This is a genomic window from Micromonospora sp. NPDC048835, assembly GCF_040649995.1.
Lineage (GTDB): Bacteria > Actinomycetota > Actinomycetes > Mycobacteriales > Micromonosporaceae > Micromonospora.
The window spans coordinates 176,689-202,834 of the sequence record NZ_JBEZGM010000007.1 but is presented as its reverse complement, the minus strand read 5'-3'; the positions used below and the strand labels follow the sequence as shown (position 1 = coordinate 202,834).

The 26,146-nt window shown below is 71.2% G+C and carries 24 protein-coding genes; 10 read left to right on the top strand and 14 right to left on the bottom strand.

Features of this window, described 5'->3' with window-relative positions:
- The first annotated feature begins 95 nt into the window (after nt 1–95).
- The 3 genes from AB0C15_RS11465 to AB0C15_RS11455 are packed head-to-tail and all read left to right on the top strand — an operon-like array spanning nt 96 to nt 2,806.
- On the top strand, nt 96–959 hold the full coding sequence (locus AB0C15_RS11465) for a peptidoglycan-binding protein (RefSeq protein WP_357351103.1): 864 nt from the start codon (nt 96–98) through the stop codon (nt 957–959).
- Nucleotides 960–991: 32 nt separating this feature from the next.
- On the top strand, nt 992–1,876 hold the full coding sequence (locus AB0C15_RS11460) for a peptidase inhibitor family I36 protein (protein WP_357351102.1): 885 nt from the start codon (nt 992–994) through the stop codon (nt 1,874–1,876).
- Between the two features lie 6 nt (nt 1,877–1,882).
- A complete protein-coding gene (locus tag AB0C15_RS11455; protein WP_357351101.1) occupies nt 1,883–2,806 on the top strand; it encodes a peptidase inhibitor family I36 protein in 924 nt (307 codons plus the stop codon).
- A 60-nt stretch (nt 2,807–2,866) separates the two neighbouring features.
- On the opposite strand, the gene AB0C15_RS11450 is transcribed toward AB0C15_RS11455, so the two are convergent.
- The 3 genes from AB0C15_RS11450 to AB0C15_RS11440 are packed head-to-tail and all read right to left on the bottom strand — an operon-like array spanning nt 2,867 to nt 8,508.
- The gene (locus AB0C15_RS11450; protein WP_357351100.1) at nt 2,867–5,734 is read right to left on the bottom strand and encodes an FAD-binding and (Fe-S)-binding domain-containing protein; all 2,868 of its coding nucleotides are present in this window, start codon (nt 5,732–5,734) and stop codon (nt 2,867–2,869) included.
- Between the two features lie 24 nt (nt 5,735–5,758).
- Nucleotides 5,759–6,934 carry an anhydro-N-acetylmuramic acid kinase gene (locus AB0C15_RS11445; RefSeq protein ID WP_357351099.1) on the bottom strand — a complete coding sequence of 392 codons (1,176 nt, stop codon included), beginning with the start codon at nt 6,932–6,934 and terminating at the stop codon, nt 5,759–5,761.
- An 11-nt stretch (nt 6,935–6,945) separates the two neighbouring features.
- Complete coding sequence (locus AB0C15_RS11440) at nt 6,946–8,508, bottom strand: sodium:solute symporter (protein ID WP_357351098.1); 1,563 nt, start codon at nt 8,506–8,508, stop codon at nt 6,946–6,948.
- Between the two features lie 206 nt (nt 8,509–8,714).
- On the opposite strand from AB0C15_RS11440, the gene murQ reads away from it, so the two are divergent.
- Complete coding sequence (murQ, locus tag AB0C15_RS11435; protein WP_357351097.1) at nt 8,715–9,608, top strand: N-acetylmuramic acid 6-phosphate etherase; 894 nt, start codon at nt 8,715–8,717, stop codon at nt 9,606–9,608.
- A gap of 97 nt (nt 9,609–9,705) precedes the next feature.
- On the opposite strand, the gene AB0C15_RS11430 is transcribed toward murQ, so the two are convergent.
- The 3 genes from AB0C15_RS11430 to AB0C15_RS11420 form a co-directional block, all read right to left on the bottom strand.
- Entirely contained in the window at nt 9,706–9,990 is a 285-nt protein-coding gene (locus AB0C15_RS11430; protein ID WP_357351096.1) for a hypothetical protein, read from the bottom strand.
- A 13-nt stretch (nt 9,991–10,003) separates the two neighbouring features.
- Nucleotides 10,004–10,777, bottom strand: a complete 774-nt coding sequence (locus AB0C15_RS11425) for a hypothetical protein (protein ID WP_357351095.1) — start codon at nt 10,775–10,777, stop codon at nt 10,004–10,006.
- A 200-nt stretch (nt 10,778–10,977) separates the two neighbouring features.
- On the bottom strand, nt 10,978–12,216 hold the full coding sequence (locus tag AB0C15_RS11420) for an MFS transporter (protein WP_357351094.1): 1,239 nt from the start codon (nt 12,214–12,216) through the stop codon (nt 10,978–10,980).
- A 185-nt stretch (nt 12,217–12,401) separates the two neighbouring features.
- Between AB0C15_RS11420 and AB0C15_RS11415 the strand changes: the two genes are divergently transcribed.
- Nucleotides 12,402–13,118, top strand: a complete 717-nt coding sequence (locus AB0C15_RS11415) for an alpha/beta hydrolase (protein WP_357351093.1) — start codon at nt 12,402–12,404, stop codon at nt 13,116–13,118.
- 61 nt (nt 13,119–13,179) lie between these two features.
- Here AB0C15_RS11415 and AB0C15_RS11410 read toward each other — a convergent pair whose 3' ends face one another.
- The 3 genes from AB0C15_RS11410 to AB0C15_RS11400 form a co-directional block, all read right to left on the bottom strand.
- Nucleotides 13,180–14,502: an alpha/beta hydrolase-fold protein gene (locus tag AB0C15_RS11410; RefSeq protein ID WP_357351092.1), complete on the bottom strand. Its 1,323-nt coding sequence runs from the start codon at nt 14,500–14,502 to the stop codon at nt 13,180–13,182.
- A gap of 292 nt (nt 14,503–14,794) precedes the next feature.
- Entirely contained in the window at nt 14,795–16,357 is a 1,563-nt protein-coding gene (locus AB0C15_RS11405) for an alpha/beta hydrolase (protein ID WP_357351091.1), read from the bottom strand.
- A 72-nt stretch (nt 16,358–16,429) separates the two neighbouring features.
- A complete protein-coding gene (locus tag AB0C15_RS11400; RefSeq protein ID WP_357351090.1) occupies nt 16,430–19,258 on the bottom strand; it encodes a BTAD domain-containing putative transcriptional regulator in 2,829 nt (942 codons plus the stop codon).
- 188 nt (nt 19,259–19,446) lie between these two features.
- Here AB0C15_RS11400 and wrbA point away from each other — a divergent pair, with 188 nt between their 5' ends.
- Nucleotides 19,447–20,055 carry an NAD(P)H:quinone oxidoreductase gene (gene wrbA / locus AB0C15_RS11395; RefSeq protein ID WP_357351089.1) on the top strand — a complete coding sequence of 203 codons (609 nt, stop codon included), beginning with the start codon at nt 19,447–19,449 and terminating at the stop codon, nt 20,053–20,055.
- A gap of 92 nt (nt 20,056–20,147) precedes the next feature.
- Here wrbA and AB0C15_RS11390 read toward each other — a convergent pair whose 3' ends face one another.
- Complete coding sequence (locus AB0C15_RS11390) at nt 20,148–20,750, bottom strand: class I SAM-dependent methyltransferase (protein WP_357351088.1); 603 nt, start codon at nt 20,748–20,750, stop codon at nt 20,148–20,150.
- A gap of 111 nt (nt 20,751–20,861) precedes the next feature.
- Between AB0C15_RS11390 and AB0C15_RS11385 the strand changes: the two genes are divergently transcribed.
- Both AB0C15_RS11385 and AB0C15_RS11380 read left to right on the top strand, forming a co-directional pair.
- Nucleotides 20,862–21,698 (top strand): alpha/beta hydrolase, encoded by an 837-nt coding sequence (locus AB0C15_RS11385; RefSeq protein ID WP_357351087.1) that lies wholly within the window; start codon nt 20,862–20,864, stop codon nt 21,696–21,698.
- Nucleotides 21,691–22,281 (top strand): TetR/AcrR family transcriptional regulator, encoded by a 591-nt coding sequence (locus AB0C15_RS11380; RefSeq protein WP_357351086.1) that lies wholly within the window; start codon nt 21,691–21,693, stop codon nt 22,279–22,281. Before AB0C15_RS11385 ends, AB0C15_RS11380 begins: the two co-directional genes overlap by 8 nt.
- A 116-nt stretch (nt 22,282–22,397) precedes the next feature.
- Here the strand turns inward: AB0C15_RS11380 and AB0C15_RS11375 are convergent, their stop codons facing one another.
- Together AB0C15_RS11375 and AB0C15_RS11370 are read right to left on the bottom strand one after the other, a co-directional pair.
- Nucleotides 22,398–22,808, bottom strand: a complete 411-nt coding sequence (locus tag AB0C15_RS11375; RefSeq protein ID WP_357351085.1) for a hypothetical protein — start codon at nt 22,806–22,808, stop codon at nt 22,398–22,400.
- 11 nt (nt 22,809–22,819) lie between these two features.
- On the bottom strand, nt 22,820–23,248 hold the full coding sequence (locus tag AB0C15_RS11370) for a hypothetical protein (protein ID WP_357351084.1): 429 nt from the start codon (nt 23,246–23,248) through the stop codon (nt 22,820–22,822).
- Between the two features lie 79 nt (nt 23,249–23,327).
- On the opposite strand from AB0C15_RS11370, the gene AB0C15_RS11365 reads away from it, so the two are divergent.
- On the top strand, nt 23,328–23,945 hold the full coding sequence (locus AB0C15_RS11365) for a TetR/AcrR family transcriptional regulator (protein ID WP_357351083.1): 618 nt from the start codon (nt 23,328–23,330) through the stop codon (nt 23,943–23,945).
- Between the two features lie 9 nt (nt 23,946–23,954).
- Here AB0C15_RS11365 and AB0C15_RS11360 read toward each other — a convergent pair whose 3' ends face one another.
- Nucleotides 23,955–24,839, bottom strand: coding sequence for a CDP-diacylglycerol diphosphatase (locus AB0C15_RS11360; protein WP_357351082.1), 885 nt, complete (start codon nt 24,837–24,839; stop codon nt 23,955–23,957).
- Between the two features lie 138 nt (nt 24,840–24,977).
- Between AB0C15_RS11360 and AB0C15_RS11355 the strand changes: the two genes are divergently transcribed.
- Entirely contained in the window at nt 24,978–25,292 is a 315-nt protein-coding gene (locus AB0C15_RS11355; protein WP_357351081.1) for a chorismate mutase, read from the top strand.
- A gap of 19 nt (nt 25,293–25,311) precedes the next feature.
- Here the strand turns inward: AB0C15_RS11355 and AB0C15_RS11350 are convergent, their stop codons facing one another.
- A complete protein-coding gene (locus tag AB0C15_RS11350; RefSeq protein WP_357351080.1) occupies nt 25,312–26,106 on the bottom strand; it encodes an IclR family transcriptional regulator in 795 nt (264 codons plus the stop codon).
- Between the last annotated feature and the right edge of the window lie 40 nt (nt 26,107–26,146).

Genomic DNA, 26,146 nt, shown 5'->3' with positions numbered 1-26,146 from the left:
GATCTGACAGGACGGTAGGGGTACCGAACAGCAGGCCGTTTCTCGCAAGGTGGTGTCCGTTCCGAACGACACACCACCTGCGAGGAGGATCGACCTTGCGCCGTCCCTGGTTACCCGTCGGGCTCGCCGCGCTCTGCGTGGCTGTCGGTGTTCCGGCCCAGGCGTGGGCCGGAACACCCGGCGTCACAGCGCAACGAACCGTCACCGCGGCCGCGCGGCCGGTCGTGGACATGGAGGCCACCGTCCTGGCCGCCCAGATCGACCCCCGCCGCGCCGACAACACACTGACCCCGGGCGCCAAGAACTCCGTGCTCGCCGTCGAGCAGGCGCTCCAGTCGCAGGGCCTGCTGAACGCGCAGTGGGTCGACGGCTACTTCGGCACCGTGACCATCTCGGCGTACGCGGCGTACCAACGCTCGCTCGGTTACACCGGGCTGGCCGCCAACGGGCTGCCCGGCACGACGTCGCTGACGAAGCTCGGGTTGAACCGCTACAGCGTCGGCAACCCGATCGGACCGGGCGCGAAGGTCCCCCGCGACGGGTACGTCGTGAACGCCCGTACCCAGGCCATGCTGGCCGAGGCACAGCGGCTGCTCGGCTACGCCCTGGTGCTCGACCAGGGCTCCTACAACCCCGGAGGCGACCCCACCTCGGCCGGTACGCACGACGGCGGGGGTGTGGTGGACATCGCGGTCACCGGCATGACCGCTACCAGGCGCACCGCGGTCGCCCGAGCCCTGCGCCAGGTCGGCTTCGCCGCCTGGGTCCGCAACCCGAACCAGGGCGACTGGCCGTGGCACATCCACGCCACCGCGATCAACGACACGGACCTGTCCGGCCAGGCGCAGCACCAGGTCGGCGACTACTACCTCGGCATGAACGGCCTGGCCAACCAGGGCCCGGACGACGGCCCCCGAGTCCCGATCAAGACCTGGGAGCAGTACCAGCGCGGGCTGTGACCCGCACCCCTCACCGTTTCGGAAAGGACACCATGAACATCCGTAAGAGCCTGGCCGCCGTCGGCGTCGCGCTTGCCGCGACCACCTCGATCCTCAGCGTCGCATCGCCCGCGTCAGCGGCGGCCCGGGACGGGGTCTGCGACAGCGGCGAGTTCTGCTACTACTACAACAGCGACAACGCGGGATCGATCTCGGACTTCACCGGATCGCTCGACGACTACGGCACCGAGCAGCCCTCGTGCTACGACTTCAAGGGTGCCGGCGCGGGCAAGGGCCTGTGCATCAAGAACGAGGCCGCCTCGGTCTGGAACCGCAGCACCAAGACCGTACGCGTCTACTACAACAGCGGATACGCCGGTTCCTACCAGGACTTCGCGGCCGGGGCGAAGGGCAACCTCAACGCCACGCTGAAGAACAACAACGCCTCGCACCAGTTCTCGCCGTCGGCGCGCACGAACCTGTCGTACGCCCTGTACCAGGCCAGCGGCGGCGCGGTCACGTGCGGCTTCGACGGGTACACCACCACGCCCGGCCGGCACGAGGGCATCGACATCGCCCGCAGCGTCGGCTCGGACGTGCGCGCCCTGGTCTCCGGAACGGTCACCTACGTCGCGCGGGGCAACACCGGCAGTGGCGGCCTGTCCACGATCTCCGTCTACAACTCCTCGCTCAACAAGACGGTGATCTACCTGCACACCGCGCCGAGGTCCGGGGTGGGCGTGGGCGACGCGATCAGCAAGGGCGAGATCATCGCCGACGAGTCGTGGCACGGGGTGTCCTCAAGCTCGGGCGCGCACACCCACGTCGAGGTCCGGGCCGGCCGGCAGACCCACGCGGCCGTCAGCGTCGGCGACCCCACGCTGGACAACGCCGACCCGACCGCGTTCTGGAACGCCCAGGGTTACAACGAGAGGTAGGACGCCGTGAATATCCGCAAGGGCCTCGCCGTCATCGGCGCCGTCCTCGCCATGTCCACCTCGATCCTGAGTGTCGCCTCGCCGGCAGCGGCGGCCGTACGCGACGGAACGTGTGACAGCGGCGAGTTCTGCTACTACTACAACAGCAACCAGGCCGGCTCGGTCTCCGACTTCACCGACTCACTCGACGACTACGGGACGACCCAACCGACCTGCTACGACTTCAAGGGCGCGGGCAGCGGCAAGGGCCTGTGCGTGAAGAACAACGCGGCGTCGGTGTGGAACCGCACCGGCAGGACGGTGCGGGTCTACTTCAACAGCAACTTCGCTGGTTCCTACCAGGACTTCGCGGCCGGCGCGACTGGGAACCTCAACGCCACGCTGAAGAACAACAACGCCTCGCACGAGTTGGTGAGCGGGCCGACGGGCTGTAGCACCGACGGCACCAACAGCAAGCTGCCGAGCACCATCCTCGTCTACCGGGTCGGTCTCGGCCGGGTCGATCGGGTCGACTTCAAGACGTACGTCAAGAACGTCCTCCCGAACGAGTGGATCACGAGCTGGCCGGCCGCCTCGCTGGACTCCGGTGCGATGGCAGTCAAGAGCTACGCCTGGTACTGGGCGTTGCACTCGACCCGGAAGACGCCCGGCGGCCAGTGCTACGACGTCCGTGACGACACCGGTGACCAGGTCTACCGGCCGTCGTCGGCGGTGTCGTCGACGTCCGCCGCGGTGGACCGGACCTGGTCGGCCCGGATGACCCGGAGCGGCAACATCCTGCGGGCGCACTACTGTGCGACGACCACCGCGTGCGGTGGCTGGGTGGACGGGGACTGGCTGTCGCAGTACGGCTCGCGTGACCTCGCGAACGCGGGCCAGAGCTACCAGGCGATCCTTCGCTACTACTACCGCGACATCGCCCTCTCCTGAGATCACGCACCAACCGCGCCGTCCGCCGCAGACCCGCGGCGGGCGGCGCGCGCGTGCCGGTTACGCCTGCGGCTCGACCGCCTCGACGAGCACCTCCAGCACGTGCCGGTACGGCTGGCCGGTGGCCCGGCTCATGCCCATCTCGCAGGTGCGGTTGCAGGAGGCGTACGCGTCGAAGTCGCGCTGATTGATCTCGGCGGCCTGGGCGGCGGTGGCACCGGCGGTGACCTCGGGGTGCAGCAGCCCTCGGTCACCGGCGAAGGCGCAGCACCCCCAGGTGTCCGGCACGGTGACGGTGTCGGCGACCGCCTGAGCCACCGCGCGCAGGTCGTCGGTGCCGCCCAGGTGCACGGTGGAGCAGGTGGGGTGCAGGGCAAGCGACCCGAGTCGGCGGGGCTGCGGCAGCGCCGGCAGGAGATGCTCGGCGGTGAAGGTCACGCTGTCGACGAAGCGCAGCGCGGCGTACCGTGCCTGGTCCTCCTCGGCCAGCGCGGCGGTGAGCTGCATCAGCCCGTGCGTGCAGGATGACGCGTCGCACACGATGGGCAGGCGACCCTCGTCGCTGGCCGTCCAGAGTGCGGCCAGGGTCCGCTCGGCCATCTCCCGGTGGCCGGCGGGATAGCCCTTGGACTGCCACGGCGTTCCGCAGCACAGCCCCGCCGTGCCGGTCGGAACGACGAGCGGCACCCCCGCCAGTTCGCAGAGGCGCAGGAACGCTGCCGCCGAACCGCCGGACGAACCGCCCTCCGGGGCGAAGAGGCTGCCGACGCAGGCCGCGAAGAACACCGCCTGGGCGTCCGGCGCGTTGCGGGGTGCGGGCCGGGGAGCGCCGGCGCGCGGCATGTCGTCCGTCCACAGTGGCACCAGTTCGCTGGCACCAAGTCCACGGAACACCCCGGTGGCGGCGCGGGTGAGCGGCGTCGGGACGGTGTGCGCGGCAGTCAGCCCCACCCGGACGCCGGTCACGGCGGCCCGCCAGTGCTTCGCGGCGGTACGGGCGGTGCGCTGGGCGCGGGGGCTGTGCCGCTCGGCGCGCAGTCGCTTCATCGCCGCCCCGGTGTCGATGCCGACCGGGCAGGCGGTGACGCAGAGGCTGTCCGCGGCGCAGCTGTCCACCGCGGCGTACGCGTAGTCGGCGGTCAGCTCCCGGCGGCGCTCCTCGTCACCGGCGGCGGTGGCGAGGGCGATCTGCCGTTGCAGGACGATGCGCTGCCGGGGCGTGGTGGTGACGTCGGCGGTGGGGCAGACCGGCTCGCAGTAGCCACACTCGACGCAGGCGTCCAGCTCGGGGTCGACCGTCGGGACGGCCTTGAGCTGCCGCAGGTGCACGGTCGGGTCGTCGTTGAGCAGCACTCCGGGGTTGAGCAGACCGCTCGGGTCGCACAGCCGCTTGAGTTCGCGCATCACGTCGTAAAGCTCGTCGCCGTACTGCCGGCGGACGAAGGGCGCCATGGCCCGGCCGGTGCCGTGCTCCGCCTTGAGCGTTCCGCCCTCGGCCAGCACGAGGTCGACCATGTCGTCGGTGAACCGGGCGTAGCGGTCGATCTCGGCCTGGGTGTCGAACGACTGGGTCAGCATGAAGTGCAGATTGCCGTCCCGGGCGTGCCCGAAGATCACCGCGTCCGGGTAGCCGTGCCTGTCGAACAGCTCGATCAGCCCGTCGCAGGTGCCGGTCAGGCGGGGCATCGGGACCGCGACGTCCTCCAGCAGGGCCGTGGTGCCGGGCGGGCGTGCGCCGGCGACGGCGGTGTAGAGGCCCTTGCGCAGGTGCCAGAGGTTGGCCCGTTCGCGTGGGTCGCGGGTCAGCTCGGTGCCGGTGACGGCCGGCAGCCGGTCGAGCACTCCCCGGGCGTCGGCAAGCGTCGCCGCCAGCCGCTCCGCGCTGTCCTCGGCGAACTCCACCAGCAGCGCGGCGTGGCCGGCGACCGTCAGCCCGCGCAGGGCCCGGCTCGCGCCCGGGTCGCGCTGGCTGACCCGCAGCGCGGCCGCGTCGAGCAGTTCGGCGGTACGGGCGCCGGCGGCGAGCAGGGCCGGCAGCGCGTCGGTGGCGTCGGTGAGACCGGGCAGGATCAGCAGGCCGGTGGCGGCGTGGTCGTGGATCTCGACGGTACGGAAGACGGCCTCGGCCACGAACCCGAGCGTGCCCTCGCTGCCGATCATCAGGTGGGCGAGCATGTCGACAGGGGTGCTGTGGTCGAGTAGCGAGTTGAGTCCGTACCCCATGGTGTTCTTCATGGCGAACAGCCGCTCGATCGTGGCGCGCGACCCCGGCGTCGAGCGGACCCGATCGCGCAGCCGCAGCAGCCCGGCGTGCAGCTCCGGCTCGGCGGCCCGCAGCCGCTCGTCGGCGTCGCGGGTGCCGGAGTCGACGACGGTGCCGGACGGGAGGACGAAACGCAGCGACTCCATGGTGCGGTACGCGTTGTCGGTGGTGCCGCAGGTCATCCCGCTGGAGTTGTTCGCCACCATGCCGCCCACCGTGCAGGCGGCCTCGCTGGCCGGGTCCGGGCCGAGCCGGCGTCGGTAGCGGGCCAGTCGGGCGTTGGCCTGCCGGATGGTCAGGCCCGGCTGGAGCCGGATGCGGCGACCGTCGTCGAGGACCTCGGCGTGCCGCCAGTCGGTGCGGACGTCGACCAGGACGCCCGCGCCGCCGGCCTGCCCGGCGAGGCTGGTGCCGCCGCCGCGCAGGGTCAGCGGCACACCGGCCTCCCGGGCGCCGGCCATCAGCGCCCCGACCTCGGCCGCCGAGGCGGCACGGACCACGGCCTGCGGCTCGAACAGGTACGGCGAGGCGTCGTGTGCCGCCGCAAGCCTGCGGGGCAGCTCGGCGCTGGCCCGGCTCGGGTCGTCGAGACGCGAGCGCAGCAGCTCGGCGACCTCGCGGGCGCGGGCGCCGGCCGCGGTCGGCGTGGGTAGGACGGTGCTCATGGGCGGATCCTCCCGGGAGGGTGGTCAGTCGGCCGTGTCGATCAACAGCCGATCGGGCGCGGTCCGGGCCGGCGCGGGCAGCCGCAGCGGCGGGCGGCCGGGGGTGATGCTGCCGAGCACGGAGGCGTGCCGCGCGCCGGTGCCCGAGCGCAGCGTGCCCGGCAGCCCGTGCACGGTCAGGTAGCCCAACAGCGCGAAGGCCAGCGCCTCCTTGGCGTCCGACGGCACACCCACCTCGTCACTGGACGTCAGGTGAACGTCGGGCAGCTCGTCGACGAGCATGCCCATCAGGGTCGGATTGTGGGCCCCGCCGCCGGAGACGACGAGCCGGGTGACGCCGTGGTCGCGGCAGGCGTCTGCCACCGTGACCGCGGTCAGCCGGGTGAGCGTGGCCAGCACGTCCCGCTCATCCGGCGTGGGCGCGTCGGCCAGGGCGGCGAGCAGGTACGGCAGATGGAACAGCTCCTTGCCGGTGCTCTTCGGCCCGGGCTGCCGGTAGTACGGCTCGTCGAGCAGCCGGCGTAGCAGGTCCGGGTTCACCTGCCCGGCGGCTGCCCCGCGCCCGTCCCGGTCGTACTCCTCGGTGCCCCCGCTGAAGTGGCGGGCGGCGGCGTCGAGGAGTGCGTTGGCCGGGCCGGTGTCGAAGGCGAGCGGGTCCGCGTCCGGCGCGACGACGGTGATGTTGGCGATGCCGCCCAGGTTCAGCGCGGCCGGGACGCCGGGCAGGCCACCGAGCAGCAGCGCGTCGAAGAGGGCGACCAGGGGAGCGCCCTGGCCGCCGGCGGCGACGTCGCGGCTGCGCAGGTCGGCCACGACCGGAAGGCCGGTGGCCTCCGCGATCCAGGCCGGCTGACCCAGTTGGAGAGTGCCCCGGACCGTGCCCGCCTCGACCCAGTGGTGCATGGTCTGCCCGTGTGAGACGACCAGGTCGGCCCGGCCGTCGCACAGCTCCGCGAGGGCCCGTACGCCGGCCTCGGCGAAGGCCTGACCGATGCCGGTGTCCAGCACGCAGATCGCCTCGGTGGTGGTCGGCGCGGGCGGCAGGGCGGCGGCGATCTTCCCGCGCAGGTCGTCGGAGTACGGGTGGCTGAGCCGGCCGAGCGGTCGCATCCGCAGGGTGTCGCCGCTCAGCTCGAACTCGGCCGCGGCGGCTTCGATGCCGTCGTAGGAGGTTCCGGACATCAGTCCGATCACGCGCATCGTGGTCTCCTTCACGCCCGGCCGGCGGGCGTCGCCGCCTCGTCGTCGACCTCGTCGGTGCGCCCATGGTCGTACGGCGTCTCCGGGGCCGGGTGGAACCGGCTCGACACCGCGCCGACGACCAGAGTGATCAGGACGCCGATCGGGACCAGCCACTGCGCGGCGATCGCGGTCGCCGTGGTGGTCCCGGCGGTCGTCACGTCGATCTTGACATACCGGACGATGTAGGTCATCACCGCCACGGTGACCAGGAAGGCGATCACCGCGTCGACCTGGTTGGCCCGCTTGACGAGGCGGCCGAGCAGGAAGGCCCCGAGCAGCGCACCGTAGGTGTAGCCGGCGATGGTCAGACCGGTCAGGTAGACGTTTCCGGTGCTGGAGCTGAACGCGCAGGCGAAGATCGCCATCAGCACCGCCCAGACCAGGGTCATCACCCGGGCGAGCCGGAGCATCGCGTCGTCGGACGGGACCGTGCGGAAGAAGCTGTGGATGAAGTCGGCGACGGTGGAGTTCGACATCGAGTTCAACGCCGACGACAGCGAACCCATCGCCGCGCCGAGGATGCCGGCCACCAGCAGACCCGAGATGCCCACCGGCAGGGCGTGCAGGATGAAGCTCGGGTAGAGGTTGTCGCTGCTGGCCAGGCCGAGCTCCTTGAAGGTCTGACCCTTGTTGTACGACCACAGCAGCGCGCCGACGAGCGAGAACGCCGCGAACTGGATCACCACGAAGATGCCCGAGGAGATCATCGCCTTCTGCCCCTCGCGCAGCGTGCGGGTGGACAGGATGCGCTGGACGATCAGCTGGTCCGACCCATGGCTGGCCATCGCGAAGATCGCGCCACCGATGATCGCGGTCGGCAGGGCGAACGGGCTGGTGAGCACGTGCGCCAGGTTGAAGTTGGTGTCGAAGAGCTGGAACTTGCCGGCGTCCAGCGCCTGCGAGTAGCCGTCGAAGCCGACGGCGTGGCTGAGCACCGCGATGGCCAGGATCGCCCCGCCCAGGTAGAGCCCCATCTGGATGGCGTCGGTCCAGATGACCGCCTTGATGCCACCGAGGTAGGTGTAGACCACCGTGATGAGCGTGAGGACGATGATGATGGCCTGGTAGCCCACATTCAGGCCGAACTCGTCGAGGAGGAGCTTGATGGGGATGGCCGAGGCGAACAGCCGTACGCCCTCGGCGAGCAGGCGGGTGAAGACGAACGTCACCGACGCCAGGCCCTGGAGTTTCAGGCCAAACCGCTCACCAAGGTACTGGTAGGCACTGACGAACCCACCCCGCTTGTAGAGCGGGATGAGCACCGCGGCCACCACCACCCGGCCGATGACATAGCCCAGGGCCAGCTCGACGTTGCCGAAGCCCTGACCGCTGTAGGCGCCGCCGGGAACACTGATCACGGTCAGGACGCTGGTCTCGGTGGCGACCACGGAGAACGAGACGGTCCACCAGGGCAGCCTGCCCTCGCCCACGAAGTAGTCCTTGGCGGACTTCTGTTTACCGGACAGGCGTAGTCCGACGAAGGCGATCACCACGAGGTACAGCACGATCACGACGAGGTCGAGTTGACGCACGGCTCGCTCCCAACCAGCGGTTGTCAATAAGTGACGTTAACCCAGGGTAACGCGAAACTTTTTGCCACCGCCCGTCCGGGCTGGTTACGCTGTGGTTTCAGCCTGCTGATACGGGGACCGTTCGCAGCCGCGCCCTCAGCCTGGCCGCGGCCGGAGACCCCCCCGCCGGCCGGCGACTGCACACCAGCGAGAGGAACGAGCACCCCGTGGACCTCAGCACCCTCGGCACCGAGACCCGCAACGACAAGACAAGCGATCTCGACCGGATGTCTCCCACCGAGCTGCTTCTCGCGATGAACGACGAGGACCAGACGGTCGCCGACGCCGTCCGCCGGGCGGTACCGGACATCGCGGCCGCCGTCGACGTCGTCGTGGCGTCGCTGCGCCAGGGCGGGCGGCTGATCTACCTGGGCGCGGGCACCAGCGGCCGGATCGGCATGCTCGACGCCGTCGAGATCCCACCCACCTTCGGTACGACGCCCGACCGGGTCGTCGGTCTGCTCGCCGGCGGGGCGCGAGCCTTCGGCGTCGCCGTCGAGGGTGCGGAGGACGACCCGTCCCGCGCCGTCGCCGACCTCGACGCGGTCGGCCTGACCGCGCGCGACACGGTGGTCGGGCTCGCCGCCAGCGGCCGTACCCCGTACGTGGTCGGCGGGTTGGACCACGCCCGCGCGCTCGGTGCGGCGACCGTCTCGGTGGCCTGCAACGCCGACGCCGTGACCAGTCGGCACGCCGACGTCGCCATCGAGGTGCCCACCGGCCCCGAGGTGCTCACCGGCTCCACCCGGCTCAAGGCCGGCACCGCCGAGAAGCTGGTCTGCAACATGCTCTCGACCGCCACGATGGCCCGGCTCGGGAAGGTCTACGGCAACCTGATGGTGGACATGAACGCCACGAACGAGAAGCTCGTCGACCGGTCGCGTCGGATCGTCGCCGAGGCCGCCGACACCGACCTCGACACCGCCGCGCGGGCCCTCGCGGCGGCGCACGGGCACGCCAAGACGGCAATCGTGCTGCTGCTTGCCAACTGCACCGCCGAGGAGGCCGCGGCCCGGCTGCGCGCCGCCGGCGACGACGTCCGGGCAGCCGTCGCGGTCTGAGCACATCGACATGGCGGGCCAGCCACAGCGCGCCGCGGTGACGACCTACCAACTCGACGAAGCGCCCCGTCCGTTGCGGACGGGGCGCTTCGTGGTCTCAGCCGAGCTGTGTGTCCGGAACCGCTGGATCCTCGTACGCGTCGATGCCGGTCGGGCTGGCCAGCTCGATCCGGGGGGACCGGTCCGGCGGGAGGTGGGCGAAGTCGGCGATGACGACGACGTCCACCTCACCGTCGATCATCGTCTGCTCGACGGTCTCCCACGGGGCCCGCATGATTCCTGCGAATCGGTAGGAGCGTCGGCGGAGGTGACTGAGACACCTCGCGACGGCGGCCTCCGACGGCTCGATGGTGGCGGGGATCCAGATAACTGCGATTTCCATGAACCTCTCCTGATCAACGTCGTGGACGCGAGTGGATGATCAGGAGTTGTCGGGGCGGGGGAGGGCCGCGCTCCACCGGTCGGCTGGTGGCACGCATGTCGACGGCGGTGACGGTGTGCCCGGGGCGCAGCGCGGTGCTGGGCAACGGAGCTTCGGCCGTCGACGTGGGTGGGTCGGCGCCGCCGGTGCCGACGCCTGTCGGCGTCGACGCGAGCGCCAGCACGAACGCCGGTGGCCCCGACGCGGGACGGGCGGGCGGGGTGGGTCGCTGCCCGATGAGGGCGGTCGGCGTCGTACGCGCCTGCTCCGGCGTCCGGGCATCGAATGTGCCACGGTTGCCGCCCTGGGACACCGTCGCCGGCGCGGGCGTCGACGGTGCCGGCGACGGTCGAGGGGCAACGCGTGCCGCCACGGAGGCCGAGGCGCTCGGCGCGGTGGTGGCCTGCGGAGACGGTGGCCGGCTCGGCCCGCTCGACGGGACGGTTGTGGGATTTGCCGACGGCGTCGGCAGCGGAATCTCCGAGGGCAGGGGCAGCGGGTCCGCCGAGGGCACGGGCAGCGGTAGCGGCAGCGAGACGACCGCGGTCGGCAGGGGCAGGGGTACGTCCAGCCGCACCTGGACCACGTCGGCCACCGAGACCGTGACGGCCTTCGGCGAGGTGGCGACCTCCAGCAGTGGGAGGGGCCGCGGCGACGGGGTGTCGGCGTGGGCGGGGTTGGCGGCCAGGGCCGCGCCGAGCGCCACCGCGCCGAGCGCCACCGGAGGGAGACTGTGCCTCAGCGCCATCAGGCAGAGGCGGTGGTCGGTGGTGTCGCCGCCCGTGGGCGATCCGGTTCACCGGCCCGACGCCGCTGGTCGAGCGAGCGCCCCTCGCGTCCTGCCGTTCCCTCCATGCGCAGGTTGATGCCCCGGGAAACCGTGAGTTACACCTCGTATCGATGTCCGCATCGGGCGGTGTGGACTGGCCACGCCCGCAGCCGGTCAGGTCACGCCCGCGTCTCGGCGGGTGTGGGTGTGGCGTCTAGCGGCAGGTCGCGCAGTCGACGGATCGGCGTCGACAGGTAGATGATCGGCGACAGCACGGTGAGCGCCCCGAAGATCAGCAGGGTGGTGCGCGCTCCGAGCTGCCCGGCCAGGCTGCCGGCGAGCAGGCTGCCGACGGGGATGGCACCCCAGGAGACGAACTTGACCGTGGCGATCACCCGGGACAGTAGTTCCGGCGGGCTGGCGAGCATCCGGTACGTCCGGGTGGTCACGCTCAGCACCACTGTGGAGCCGGCGAAGATCACGTTCCCGACGGCGAAGGCCAGGAACGCGACGGTGCCGGTGCCCAGCGGGATGATGAGCGCGCCGATCACACCGACGAAGGCCGCGATGATCAGTCCGCGGGCGGTGCCGAAACGAGCGGTGAACCGGGTCGTCAGCGCCGCGCCGATGAGCGAGCCGAGGCCGTCGGCGGCGAGCAGCAGCCCGACCATGAACGGCGACGCGTCCAACTCGCGCACCAGATAGAACGGGAAGAGGGCCAGCAAGGCGCCGTTGACGAAGTTCGTCGCGGTGGCGTCCCACATGGCCGGCCCGATGATCGGGTGCCGGAGCACGAAGTGCCAGCCCTCCCGGATCATGGTGACCATCGGTGGCCGCTCGGCCGGTCGCTGCACCCGCCGGGCCGGCAGGGTGCGCAGCAACACGGCGGACAACAGATAGCTGACGGCGTCCACGAAGAGCGTCGGCACCGCACCCAGCACCTGCACCGCGAGGCCGCCCAGCGACGGTCCGCCCAGCGCGGTGGCGGCATGCGTGCCGGAGGTGAGGCTGTTGCGGGCCTGCAACTGCGCGGCCGGCACGATCTCCGGTAGGAACGTCTGGTTCGCCACGTCGAACAGCACGTTTGCGAAGCTCACCACCAGGGCGACCACGATCAGCTGGGTCACCGTCAGCATGTCGAACCACCAGGCCAGGGGGACCGACGCGACGGCGAGGGCCCGGACCAGATCCAGCGTTACCTGCATGCCGCGCAGCGGCATACGTTGCACGATCACCCCCGCCGGCAGGCTGATCAGTAGGTACGCGAGATAACTCGCCGCCGTGATGAGACCCATCTGGAAGGCCGAGGCGTGGAGCACTGTCAGTGCGGTCAGCGGCAGTGCCACCACGCCGACCGCCGAGCCGAGTTGACTGGTCGTGCCCGCGATCCACCACCGCCAGAACGTAGTAAGTCTCATAATGGAACTCACTATATGGGCGGTCGGGAGGCCACGTCGACCCCGCCGACCCGGGCACGGCCGATCGCCGACGTCGAGGCCACCTGCCCACCGGGACCTGACGTTTCACACTCGCGTGACGGGTATCCAGGCGTACCAGTGCGACCCGACGGCGAACAGCTTCACGGAGTGAGGGGGCACCTGTCATGCCTGATCCACAGCCCACCATCGTGCTCGTGCACGGCGCATTCGCCGAGTCGGCGAGCTGGAACGGTGTGCTCGAGCGGCTGGGTGCCGCGTACGACTCGGTGGCCGTCGCGAACCCGCTGCGGGGCGTCGCAGGCGACGCCGCGTACGTGCGGGATGTCGTCCGGGGCATCGGAGGTCCGGTCGTCCTCGTCGGCCACTCGTACGGCGGCATGGTGATCACGCAGGCCGCAGCCGGCGACACCACGGTGCGGGCCCTCGTCTACGTCAACGCCTTCGCCCCGGACACCGGCGAGTCCGCGATGACGCTGTCCGCGAAGTTTCCCGGCAGCACCCTCGCCGACACGCTCGTGCAGTACCCGGTGTCGACAGGTGGCAACGAGGTGGCGATCGGCCAGGACCAGTACCACGCGCAGTTCTGCGCGGACTCGTCCGACGACGTGGCCGCGCTGATGGCCCGGACCCAGCGGCCGATCACGGTGGAGGATGGCCTGGGCGGCAAGCTCACCGGCGATCCCGCCTGGCGCTCGCTGCCCAGCTGGTTCGTGTTCGGGGACGCGGACAAGAACATCCCCGCCGAGGCGCACCGCTTCATGGCCGAGCGGGCCAAACCCCGGGGGCAGCGCGAGGTCGTCGGCGGCTCGCACGCGATGGCGGTGGCCCGCCCGGGCGAGGTCGCCGAGACGATCATCGAGGCGGTTCGAGGCGTGAGCTGACGGGCCGTCCTGGCGGCAGGGGGTGGGTCGGCGACGAGACGTCGCCGACCCACCCCGTCGGTCACCGCTGCGATGTCGAGGCCGTCCAGAGGTGGTCCCGCGCGAAGATGGTGAACAACTGGCCGGCGGTCATGCCGTCGTGTGCGCCGGGGACCTGCGCCGTCGCGGCGGCGTACCCCCGCGCTCGGAAGTTGTCGGCGATGGCGTTCTGGGCGTTGAGGGTGCCCTCGAAGACGCCGTTGCCGAGGAAGACCGAGAGGTCGTCGTCCCCGACCGCGTTCGCGATGGTGTCGTAGTCCTGCGTGGTGAGGGACGGATTACCGGAGAAGTGTCCGTAGTACGCGAAGGTGGTCGGGTAGTTCCTCATGACGACGCCGCCCGTCATCCCGCCGTAGGAGAAGCCGGCGTAGGCACGCCCCGACCGCTCGGTCGAGACGTTGAAGCTGCGCTCGATGAGGGGCAGGATCGTCTGGACCAGATTGTTTGCCGCGTTGGTCTGGTTGTACGACGCGAAGCCAAGGCTGGTGCCGGTGAAGTGGTTGCCCATGGTGACGACCACAGTGGGCTCGATCTCGCCCCTGGCGGTCATGTTGTCCAGGATGTTCGGGACGTTCGCGGGGACCATGAAGTCGGTCTCGTCACCGAAGATGCCGTGGGCGAGGTACGCGACCTTGTACGGCTTCGCGCGCTTGGCGTCGTACTTGGCCGGCAGGTAGACGCCGAGGTAGTGGCCGCTGTCGCCGAGGATCGTGGTGTACGGGACGTAGGTGACGGTGCCCCGCTTCCCACGGCCGGCCACCGGCAGCTCGTACTCCGCGCGCTGCTTCAGCACCGGGTCGTTCTGCTTCTTGGCGTACGGCACGTACACCGCGTCGAGGACGTCGTTGTTCCGGACCCGGAACGAGGACTCGCCCGGCGGCCGGGGGTTCGACGAGGCGGGATCCCAGATGCGCTTGTTCTCCCAGCCCTGGGTCGGGTCCCAGACGCGGTACCAGTAGCTGAGACCGCCGGCGTGCAGCGGGACCGAGACCGACCAGTTTCCCCTGCGGTCCCGGGTCATGTCCCGCAGGAACTCGGTGCCGCCGGCGTGGTAGCGCCCCGGCTGCCACTCCTCCGGCTGGTAGCGGGTGGTGCCGGTGGCGACGTCGAGCAGGGTCAGGTCCCCGGCGAGGCGGACCTGGGTCGCGTGGGGATTGCGGTAGACGAACGTGACGGTGTACCCGGTCGGTGAGGTGCGGTCCACCTTGACTGTCGTTCCCGGCGCGGTCGCCGGCCTGCCGGCGGCCGCAGCCGGCGCCGGGGCGACCGCCCCCGCGCTGAGTGCCGCGATCGCAAGCGTCGAGATCGCCAGCCGGAGCCGGTGTCGTCCTGTCGTTCTCCTCATGCGCGAAGACTCCTTCGTGGTCGCTGGTGGCGGTGTGGCGCGTGGCAGTCATCGGTCTCGAGGCCGCTAAATCGAATTAGCATGCGAAGTGTCGCCGCGTACACCTTTTGGTGTCAAGGGGTCCCTCGACGCCGACGCCGACGCCGACGCCCACCGTCGGACCGCGTGGTGCACTGAGGACCGGCAGCACGCGGTGACGCCCCAACCGCCGGTAGGTACCTGACCGAGGCCGCACCGGACCGGTCGTGCCACCTGCCGTGAGCTGGGGCGTCACTCGGACGACGGGGACGCGTCAGGCCGGGGCCGCCGGGCAGCTCGCACCGGTCGGCGGTGGGGTTCTGCTGATGAGGTAACGGTCCACGTGACGACGGGTGCACTCCGTCCGTGGGTAGCTGGCGTGGCCCGCCCCCTGATAGGTGAGAAGGTGGCCCAGGCTGCCGAGTTGGCGCACCACCCGCAGGGCCCCGTCGTACGGGGTGGCCGGGTCGTGGCGTCCGTTGAGCACCAGCAGCGGCGCGTTCGTCCGTACCCGTAGCCGATGCTGCGGGTTGTTCGCCGTCCAGCCCAGACAGATCGCGGTGAAGCGGACGGCCAACGGGGAGGCCCGCAGGTGCGGCGCCGCCGCGCGGGACACTGCGAGATACCGGTTCCACTCGGCGAACCCGTCGACCGGCAGCGACCAGTCCTGACAGAACGCCGGCAGCGCGTACTCGGTCAGGTCATCGTCGGCGTCGACCGGCACCACCGGGGAGGCGAGCGAGGCGGCCTGGCCCCGCTCCAGCGCCAGCAGCATGGTCGCGAGGTCGGCCCAGGTCGCGTCGAAGAAGTTGACGACTGTCGCGAACCCGAGCTCGAACCAGCTCAGTGTGGCGCCGGTGCCCGCGTCGACAAGTGTGCCGGCGTCGGCCCGGCGCATCAGTCGGTCGAAGAGCGCCGGCACGTCGCGTCCGTGCAGCACGCACTCGGGGCTCCGCCCGCACCAGGCGACGAACTCGTGGAACAAGGCCTCGTTGCTGGCTGCCCCGCTGCGGAAGTGCTCCCGGACCCCCTGGCTGTGATCCATCACGCTGTCCATGACCAGTGCGCGGACGCGGTCGGGGAACAGTTCGGCGTAGGACTGCCCGATCAGGGTGCCGTAGGACCACTGGTAGAAGCTCAGCCGCCGCTCACCGAGGGCCGCCCGGATGGCGTCCGTGTCCCGGGCGACGCTGACGCTGTCGAGGTGGTCGAAGAGCGCGCCACTGTGCGCGCGGCAGTCCTCGCGCAGTTGACGGTTGTAGGTGCGCAGCCGCTCGTACTCGGCCGCACTTGCGGGTGTCAGCGAGGGCTGCCGGGCCAGCAACGCCGATGAGCAGCGCACCGGCGTGCTGCGGACCATGCCTCGTGGATCGAAGCCGACGATGTCGAAGCGGCGCAGGACGTCCGAGCCGAGCTGAGTGTCCGCCGTCAGCGCCGCGTCCACCCCGGACAGGCCGGGGCCACCGGGATTGAAGACCAGGACGCCGACGCGGGTGGCCGGGTCGGTGGCGGCGCGCCGGGCCAGCGCCAGTTGGAAGGTCTCGCCGTCCGGTCGGGCCCAGTCGACAGGTAGGCGCAGGGTGCCGCAGCGGGTGCCCGGGTCGTCGGGCCGCTCCGGGCATGCCTGCCACTCGATCCGGCCGGTCCGACCGTCCGTGCTGGTCGCGGTGCCCGGCCCGTTGCCCACCTTGGTCGGCGTGGTGCCGGCAAGCGACGGTGGGGCGTTGAGCGACAGGGCGACGATGACCGCGACCACGGCGGACAGGCCGCCGAGGAGTCGTCGTCGGCGATTGTCGGCGTCGCGGGGACGCCGGCGGATGGTTCTCTTCGTGGTCACCATCCGCCCAGCCTGCCGACGCCCGGTCCACGCCGGATCCATGCCGGTCCGGCGGCGGTCGCCGCAGGGACCTCAGCGGTACTCCGTCAGCCGCTCGGACAGCGCCGTGGCCTGCGGATGACCGACCCGGTCGAGGATTGCCAACGCCTGTCGCCACAGGTCGATCGAGGTGTCGTGGTCGCCGACCGCCTGATGGATGTCGCCGAGGCGAACGAGTGTGTCCGCCCTCCCACACTGGTCCTGAACGTCGGAATAGAGCATGAGCGCGCGCCGGTAGCAGTCCGCCGCGGTCGGATGAACTCCGAGGCCGTGATAGGCGTACCCCAGGCTGTCCCAGGTGTGGGCCGCGCCGAGCCGGTCCTCGGCCTCCTCGTAGAGCGCGAGCGCCCGCTCGCAGTAGCTGATGGCGCTCGCGTGCTCGTCCAGCCGGGCGTGGCCCCAGCCGAGCGCGTTGAGCGCTGCCGCCTCGCCGGCCCGGTCGTCGGTGCTGCTGGCCAACTCCAGTGCCGCCCTGGCGTGTGGCAGCGCCGCCCCGACGTCGCCCTCGATGTCGGAGAGCCAGGCGAGGTGCAGGTGTGCGCTGGCCTGGCCCGGCCGGTCGCCGGCCTGGTCGTACCCGGCCATCGCGCGCCGAAGGTGCTGGCGAGCCGCGCCGAAGCGACGGTGCTGGATGTGGGCCAGCGCGAGGTCCCGGTGTGCCAGCGCCTCGGCGCGGGGATCGCCGCGTCGCTGCGCGACGGCGACGGCGGTGGTCTGTACGGCGGCCAGGTCGTGCCACTGCGAGAGCCGGCTGAGCAGCGGAGTGAGGGCCTGGGCGAGCTGCCCGGAGTGGGCGTCGAAGCGGTGCGCCACCGCGTCGTCGACGGCGGCCAGCAGCACCCGCTGCTCGATGCTGAACCAGGCCAGTGCGGCCCGGTGGTCGGCGAACGTCGACGGTGACGCCTCGGCGGGCAGGGGCAGCGGTTCGAGTGGCTGCCAACCCGGCTCGACCAGCCGCGCCGCCGCACGAGCGACGTACAGGTAGTGGTCGAGCACGCGCCTGCGGACGGCGCTCCGGTCGGCCGGACGGTCGAGCGCGTAGGCCAGCTCCCTACCGTAGGCGCGAAGTAGGTCGTGGCAGCGGAAACGGTGCGGGGACTGCTCGGCCAGCAGGTTCGCCCGGGTCAACTCGTCAAGCGCAGGCCGGATCAGGTGCGGCGGCGTCCCGGCGAGGCTGGCCGCCGCCGCTGCGCCGACGTCCGCGGCGGGGTGCAGGCTGATTTGCCGGAACAGTCGGGCCGCTTCCGGGCTGAGCAGTCGGTACGACCAGGAGAACACGGTCCGCACGTCGGTGGCGGCGTCGTCGGTGGCCAGGGCGGCGAGCCCTCCTCGGCTCGCCGCCAGGTCGTCGGCAATGGCCTGGAGCGGGAACGTGGGCCGGGCGGCGGCTCGTGCGGCCACGATGGACAGAGCCAGCGGCAGCCGCGCGGTACGGCTGACCAGCTCGTCCACCGCTGCCGGCTGGGCGGCGGCGCGCTGCGCACCCAGTCGGCGCACGAGCAGTTGGCGCGCTTGGTGGTCGTCGGGCAGGTCCAGCGCGAGGCAGTGGGCGCCCTCGGCGGCGACCAGGCCGGGCAGGGTGTGGCGACTCGTGACGAGCACACCGCAGCGGGTCGACCCCGGGAGCAGCGGACGCACCTGTTCGGCGTCGCGGGCATTGTCGAGCAGGACGAGCAGCCGTCGGTCCGCGGTCAGGCTGCGGTACAGGGCGAACTGGGCTGCCGGCTCGCCGGGGATCTCCATCGGTTTCACGCCCAGGGCGGGCAGGATCGAGCGTACGACGAGGGCCGAGGGGGACGCCGCCTGCGTCGCCGTGCCGAATCCGCCCAGGTCGACGTGGAGCTGCCCGTCGGGGAAGTGGTGCCGGTTGTCGTACGCCCAGCGCAGCGCCAGCCAGCTCTTTCCGACGCCGCCCGTACCGGTGACGACGACCGTGCCGGCCGAGCCGGGGTCACCGAGCAGTAGCGCGCTGAGCCGGGCCAGCTCCCCGGCCCGGCCGGTGAACAACGCCGGTGGGGTCGGTAGCTGGCGGGGGACGACGAGCGGCGGGGATTGTTCCGGTGCCTGCGGCCCGGTCGTCACAAGCTCCCGTTCGGCCCGCAGGATGCGGGTGTGCAGGTGTTGCAGATCGGGACCGGGCTCGACCCCCACCTCGTCGGCGAGGAGTTGGCGTAGCTGCCGGTACGTGGCCAGCGCGTCGGCGCGGCGGCCGGCCCGCGCCAGGGCCACCATGAGCTGCCCCCAGGGGCGCTCGCGGAGCGGATCGTCCTCGACCTGGGTCCGGAGCGGTTCGATCAGCTCGTGGTGCCGGCCGGCGCGCAGTTTGAGGTCCGCGACCTCGGCCAGCAGGCTCGACCGCTGCTCCTGTAGCCGCGCTCGGGCGGAGAGCAGCACGCCCCAGCCGGGTAGGCCGGCGAACGGCTCGCCCCGCCACAGTTCCAGCGCGGCCTCGAACGCCTCCTGGGCGGTTGACCAGCACCCCTGCCGCAGGGCGGCGTATCCGCGCTGGGTCAGGTCGTCGAGGGCCAGGCTGTCCACCGTCTGCGCGTCGAGGGCGAGGCGGTAGCCGGTGGGGCCGGCGATGATGGCCGGGTCGGGGGAGCCCGGGGACCGTAACGCCCGGCGCAACGCCCAGACGTAGGTCTTCACGTTGCCGCCTGCCGTCTTCGGCGGGCGTCCCTGCCACAGCTCGTCGACGAGTTGGTCGATGGACCATCCGGTGCCCGGCTGCGACAGCAGGACGGCCAGGAGGCGCACCTGCATCGGCGTGCCGAGGGCCAACCGTTCCCCGTGGGCCGACCACACCTCGACCGGTCCGAGCAGTCGGTACCGCATCGCCGTCGATGCCCCCGCGGGGTCCATCGCCTCATCGTAGGGGCCGGAAACCCGCTCGCTTCATCGGCTGGACGGCCGCAGCCGGGTTCTGCCCGCTGGTGGGCGCCGTCACTCAGGTGGGCATGGTCAGGACGTTGGGGTCCGGGGGAGCGGCTGCTAGAGTCGAGATTGTTGCGGCCGCAAATTTATCAGCGGCAACTACTTTCCTGGGAAGGATGCTTCCGATGACCAAGCTCTCCGTCATCTACTACTCGTCCACCGGCACTCTGCACGCGATGGCCAAGCGCATCGCCGAGGCTGGCGAGAAGGCCGGCGCCGAGGTGCGGCTGCGTCAGGTTCCGGAACTCGCCCCGGCGGAGGCCATCGCCTCCAACGCCGCCTGGAGCCAGCACTTCGACGCCACCAAGAACGAGCCGAAGGCGACCGCCGACGACGTCGTCTGGGCCGACGCGGTGGTGTTCGGCACGCCCACCCGCTACGGCAACGTCGCCAGCCAGCTCAAGCAGTTCATCGACACCCTCGGCCCGCAGTGGGCGCAGGGGCTGCTCGCCGACAAGGTGTACGCCGGGTTCACCGCCTCCATGACCGCGCACGGCGGCCAGGAGTCGACCCTTCTCGCGCTCTACAACACCGTCCACCACTTCGGTGGCCTGGTTGTCGCCCCCGGTTACACCGACCCGCTGAAGTTCGCCGACGGCAACCCGTACGGCGTCTCGCACGTCACCGGCGGGAGCAACGACGCCCCACTCGGCGACGCCCAGTTCGCCGCGCTCGACCACATGGCCGAGCGGGTCGTCAAGATCGCCGGGAAGCTCTGCGCCTGAGCGCGCTGCCGCCGTACCGACGCCCGCCTCGACGCGGGTGCGTAGCTGGCGAGGGCCGGTCTCCCGAGACGGGAGGCCGGCCCTCGGCGTCTTCACACGGCGACAGCGGCCATGGCGGCGTGGGGTCGGTGTGTGTCGTCGTCGGGTCGGGGTAGGCGTTCGACCTCCCGGAAACCGGCGTGGGTGAGTCGCTCGGAGAACTCGTCGAGCGGCCACCGGTAGGCGGTCGTCACCTTGTGGTCGAAGGCGCCGACCTCGTCCGCGGTGAAGGTGCCCAGCACCAACCGTCCGGCCGGGGCCAGCACCCGCCGGAACTCCTCAAGTACCCCGTCGAGCTCCGGCGGCGGCAGATGGATCAGCGAGTACCAGGCAAGGATGCCGTCGACGGACTCGTCGGCGACGTCGAGGCGTTCCAGCGACCCGAGCTGGAACTCGACCTCCGGGTGGGCCGCCCGGGCGTGCGCGAGGAACTCGGGGACCAGGTCGATGCCGACGGCGTCGACTCCGAGCGCCCGCAGGTGGCCGGTGAGGTGACCGGGCCCGCAGCCCAGGTCGAGCACGCGGCCGGGTCGACCCGTCAGGTGTCGCTCGATGAAGGCGAGGTCGTCCGGGTGCACGTGCCCAGCGGTGCCGAACAAGCTGATGTAGAGCTGCGCGACGGACGTGTAGGCCTGTCGTACGGTGTCCGTTTCCATCGCGGCACTATAGGCGGTCGCCAGGCTTGCCGACCTGGCGGCACAGACTTGCGGCCTGAAGCTAATGCCGTTAGCCTTTAGCTAATCGCATTAGCTCGTCGTGGAGGCGTCATGACCGAATACCTGGCTGTTGCCGGCAACACCCTCGCGTACGAGGTGACCGGGCGGGGCCCACTTGTCGTCCTGGCGCACGGCATGGGCGACAGTCGGCACTCCTACCGCTTCGTCGCTCCGGCCCTCGCCGCGGCCGGATACCGGGTCGCCAACGTCGACATCCGCGGCTCCGGTGACTCCAGCCTCGGCTGGGACGGCTACAGCCGCACCGACATCGCCGGCGATCTCCTCGCCGTCGTGCGTCACCTGGGCGGCCCGGCCGTGATCATCGGCCAGTCGATCAGCGGCGGCGCCGCGACCATCGCGGCCACCACCGCGCCCGAGCTGATCAACGGGGTCATCGAGCTGGCGCCGTTCACCCGCGCGCAGTCGTTCGACCTGGGCGGGTTGCTGCGGGTGAAGCGCTTCCGCGCCGGCTATCTCCAGCTGGCGCAGGTGCTCCTGCGGGGCAGTGTGGCGAGCTGGCGCAGATACCTCGACGTGGCGATCCCCACCAAGCCCGCCGACTGGGACGGCGAGCTGGCGCGCATCGAGGCCAAGATGAGTGAGCCCGGCCGGATGAAGGCCCTCCAGGCCATGGCCAAGACCAGCCCCGCCGATGCCGGTAGGCAGCTGCCACACGTCACCCGTCCGGTCCTGGTGATCCAGGGCAGCGCCGACCCCGACTGGGCCGACCCACGGGCCGAGGGCGAACGCATCATCGCGGACCTGCCGCGCGGGCTCGGCGAGCTGGCGGTCATCGACGGCGCGGGCCACTACCCGCACGTCCAGACACCCGACGAGGTCCTTGCCCTGGCCCTGCCCTTCCTGGCCCGGACGCTGAGCAATGCCTAAGGCCCGGCTCACCCCGGCGTCGATCACCGAGGCCGGAGCCGCGCTCGTCGACGAGGTCGGCTTCGACAACCTCAGCATGGGCCTGCTCGCCGAACGCCTCGGGATCAAGACCCCCTCGCTCTACAAGCACGTCGCCAGCCAGGCCGACCTGGCGCACCGGATCGCCATCCTGGCGATGACCGAGGCCGGCGATGTCCTTCGTGACGCCATCCAGGGCCGTTCCGGCAGCGATGCCCTCGCCGCGGGGGCGCAGGCGATGCGCACGTTCGTGCGGGAACACCCCGGCCGGTACGCGGCGAGCAACGCCGCTCGCCCCACCGGCCCCGACGACCCGTTCATCCCGGCCAGCGAGCGCGTGCTGGCCTCCTGGGCCGCCATGCTCAGTGGGTACGACCTGGACCCCGGCCAGGAGATCCACGCCATGCGGACGCTGCGCAGCGTCCTGCACGGCTTCGCGACCCTGGAGGTGGCGGGCGGGTTCCAGATCGACGCGTCCGTCGACGAGAGCTTCACCTGGTTGGTCAGCTTTCTCGATCAGGGTCTTCGTGCCGGCGCCGCCACCGGCAGCGGCGTCACCCACTGACACCTGTCGCCTCGATGTCGGCACGGCAGGTGTCGAGCATTCGGATCGCCCGCCACCGTCGGATGACGGCGACGGGCGATCCGGCGCTTCCGCTCGTACGGGGGGAGACGGATCGGTCACACCGTGGCCCGGGCGGCCGGCGACTCGTTCGACGCGCCGTCGTGCCTGCTCGGCCGCCGACGTCCGACGTGGAAGGCCGTGGCCGCGGCCAGCGCGGCCACCACGATCAGCGCGGCGAAGACCGGGTGCATGTCCTTGGACAGGCTCGGGGCGCGGTCCGGCCCGATGGCCCAGAGGACCAGCGGGGTGGCGTAGGCGGTGGCGAGAGCGACAGTCCAGCGGCGCAGTCCGCGCAGGTGGGCGTGTCGCAGGCTGACGACCAGCGCCAGGGTGACCGGAACGATGGCAAGCATGGCGAATTGACCGATGACCAGGACCGGAACCGCCCAGATCGAGATGATGGCGGTCCGGTTCGCGCGTCGGGAGGCGTGGTCTTCCGGGCTGCGGGGAGGTGAGGTGGAGGGCATGGTCGTCCCCTTCATCGGATCGTGTCGGTGGTCGCGGGACGCCACGCCAGCCAGCCGCGGCACAACACGTAGGCCGTTGCGACGACGGCGACGAGGCCGAGATCGATGACTGCCGACAGGCGTGCCTCCGGGACGTCGCCGATCAGCGCGCCGAACACGACGAGAGCGGTCTTGCCGACGAGCACGACCTCCCAGACGCCGGCCGACTGACGCGGCCTGACCGCGAGCAGGGCGAAGAGCGCGGCGAAGATGCCGAAGCTGGAGACGCGCCAGCCTTCGATGAACAGGCGGTCGTCGCTGGCGTTGATCGTCAGCAGCACACCGTTGAGGAACGCGACGCCGGTGGCGAGGGAGGCGACGGCTGCCAGCCCGCGGCCGACGAGGTCTGCGCGGCGGGACGGGGCGGCGATGTCGATTCGGCTGGCGGTTGCGGCGGTCATGGGAGCCTCCATCGGTTGAACGGATGTGTACTTACAGCCGTTAACTTACGCCCTCGACTAACAGATGTAAAGTCAAGGGGTGACCACACCACGAACACGAGCCCGCAACAAGCGTGGCGAGGGTGCCCAGCTACGCGACGAGATCGTCGGCGCCGCCACGAAGCTCCTGGAGGACGGCACGCCGGAGAACGTCACCCTGCGGGGGATCGCCCGACAGGCCGGAATCTCCGCGCCGTCGATCTATGCGCACTTCCCGGACCTGGACTCAATCCTGCTCGCGGTGGCGCAACGCGCCTTCGGCGTCCTGGAGCAGGAGCTGGGCGCAGCGGATGACGAGGATCCGGCTCAGCGCCTGCGCGCGATCTGCGCGGCCTACCTGACCTTCGCCGAACGTCGGCCCCATCAGTACCGGGTGATGTTCGGTGCCGTCTGGGACGCCGGGCAGGCACGTGATCGGGCCCCGGGCATGGCGGACGAACTCGCCGCGCTCGGCATGGGAGCCTTCGAGATCCTGCGGCGTACGCTCGCCGACTGCGTCGCGTCCGGACGGTCGACAAGCGCGGACCCCTTCCGCGACGCGACGGCGCTCTGGGTCGGGCTGCACGGATTCGCCCAGCTCCAGGTGGCCGCGCCGCTGTTCCCGTGGCCACCGGAGCTGCGCGGCACCGTCATCGACCGGATGGCCCTGCTGCGCTGAGCGGGCCGCTCAGGCGTACGCGAGCAGGAAGTCGACGGTGCCCGTACCGCCCGGTTGACCGGCCGGGACAGGCAGGCCGGGCTCGCTGTTCAGGACGTAGAACCCGCCGCCGCCGACCAGGCGGGGCGTGACGGCCAGGATCTGCGCCGCCATGGTCGCCCCGGTCGGCCGCACCACGCTGTCCAGGAGCAGCCGGAAGAGGTTCCCGTTCAGGTTCGCGACGTGCAGCACGCGGTAGGAGCGAGGGGCGGGCAGGCCGGCGCTGGTCAGGCCCCAGATGGGCACGATCTGGCTCCGCCACCGCGACGGGTCGTTGCTGATCGCACTGTCGTGGTTGTTCAGTTGCGTCTGGATTCCGGAATGGATCCCGGCCAGGTGGATGTGCAGTTGGTCCTGCTGACGGATCGTCGGGTCGGCCGAGTTGATGCCCAGCCCGATGTGGGGGTAGACCACGTGCCCCGGCTGCCCCGGCTGGGCGTTGTTCCACGCCTCCAACCAGTAGTTCGGCGCGCTGGCGGTGGTGATGAACGGGCACTCGATGCCGCTGATCCGGCAACTGGGCACGAGCAGGAAGTCGTGGTTGGACCCCGACCCACCATTGAGGACGACGTACGTGGTGGTCGTCCGCAGGCACTGCGGGAACGGTGGGCCGGTCTTCGTACCCTCGCAGACCTGGACCCGGTCCCACAGGTCGTACCTGCCGCCGGTGTCGGCGGGGTAGCCGCACAGGGCGGAGGGGGTGGGGCAGGCTGCGGCACCGGGGCCGCCGGGTGTCGAGGGTGATGGTTGCGGGGTCGGGCCTCCGTCGGCCAGGGCCCGGTCCGCGCCGATCAGCGCCAGCAGTCCGGTGGTGCCGGCGGTACCGGAGAGTCTGACGAACTGACGTCGCGGCATCTCGCCCATCGTCATCCTCCGTGGTTGCCGTGCCGAGGCGAACATGAACGTGTCGAGATTAGGGTGAAAGCCGGCAATACCGGCAGGCCGCGGTGAACGCGTCGCCTGATCGTGTCGCCGTCGTGCGAGGATTTCGGCGTGGCTGAGACCGCTCCGACGCTTACCGAGATCCGCGCCCGTATCGACGAGTTGGATGCTGAGCTGGTGGGCCTGCTCGCCCGCCGGGAGACGCTGGTCCGGCAGGCCGCCCCGCTCAAGAGCGACAGCCAGGCGGTCCGTGCGCCGGACCGGGTGGCGCAGGTGGTGGCGCGCGTCCGCGGGCTGGCCGGCGACGCCGGTGCGGACCCGGACCTGATCGAACGGATCTACCGGGGCATGATCCAGGCCTTCATCGAGATGGAGACCGACGAACACCACCGCGTCAAGGGCGGGTCGACGCCGACGACGCGGTGATCGACCGGGACCTGCGCGGTCAGGTCGCCGAGATGCTCTCACCGTCCGGGCTGGCCGCGGTGGACGGCGGCACGTAGCCGAGCTCGTACGAGATCTTGTCGGCGGTCTCCAGCAGCAGCGGCAGGTTGCCCTTCAGTTGGTCGAGGCTGGCGATGACCTCGATCGCGGTGATCGAGGCAGCGGCGATGACCTGCCCCCGCGAATCCCTGATCGGCGCGGCCACGCACATGACGTAGGCGTCGTGCTCGCCGTTGTCCATGGCCCAGCCGCACTCGTGGATGCGGGCGAGCTCGGCCTCGAGGGCGTCGTGGTCGGTGAACGTGGTGTCGGTGAACCTCTCGAAGACGACGTGCGAGAGCAGACGGTCGCGCTCCTGCCGGGGTAGGTAGGCCAGGATCGTCTTGCCGACGGCGCTCGCGTAGATGGAGACCGCCCGCCCCACCCGCGAGGGCAGCTTGACGGCGTCGAACGCCGGACTGTCCACCTTGTCGATGTAGATGATCTCGTCGCCGGTCAGTTGCGCGAGGTGTACGGTGTGGCCGGTCTCGCGTTGCAGCGCACGTAGATGCGAGGCCGCCGGTTGGCGGAGGTCCATCGAGCCGAGCGCGAGCTCGGACAACTCGATGAGGCCGCTACCGAGCACGTAGGTGCCGGCGCCGGTCCGGCGGACGAAGCGCGCGGACTCCAGCGTCTGCAGGATCCGCAGGGCCGTGGACTTGTGGACGCCGAGCACGTCGGCGGCCTCGGTAAGGGACAGCGGGTGCTCCGCGGATCGACGGATGAGGTCGATCGCGCGGCGAATCGATTGCGCCAAGGCTTCTGTCTCCCCTCGCGCGACGGGCAGCGCCGTCGCT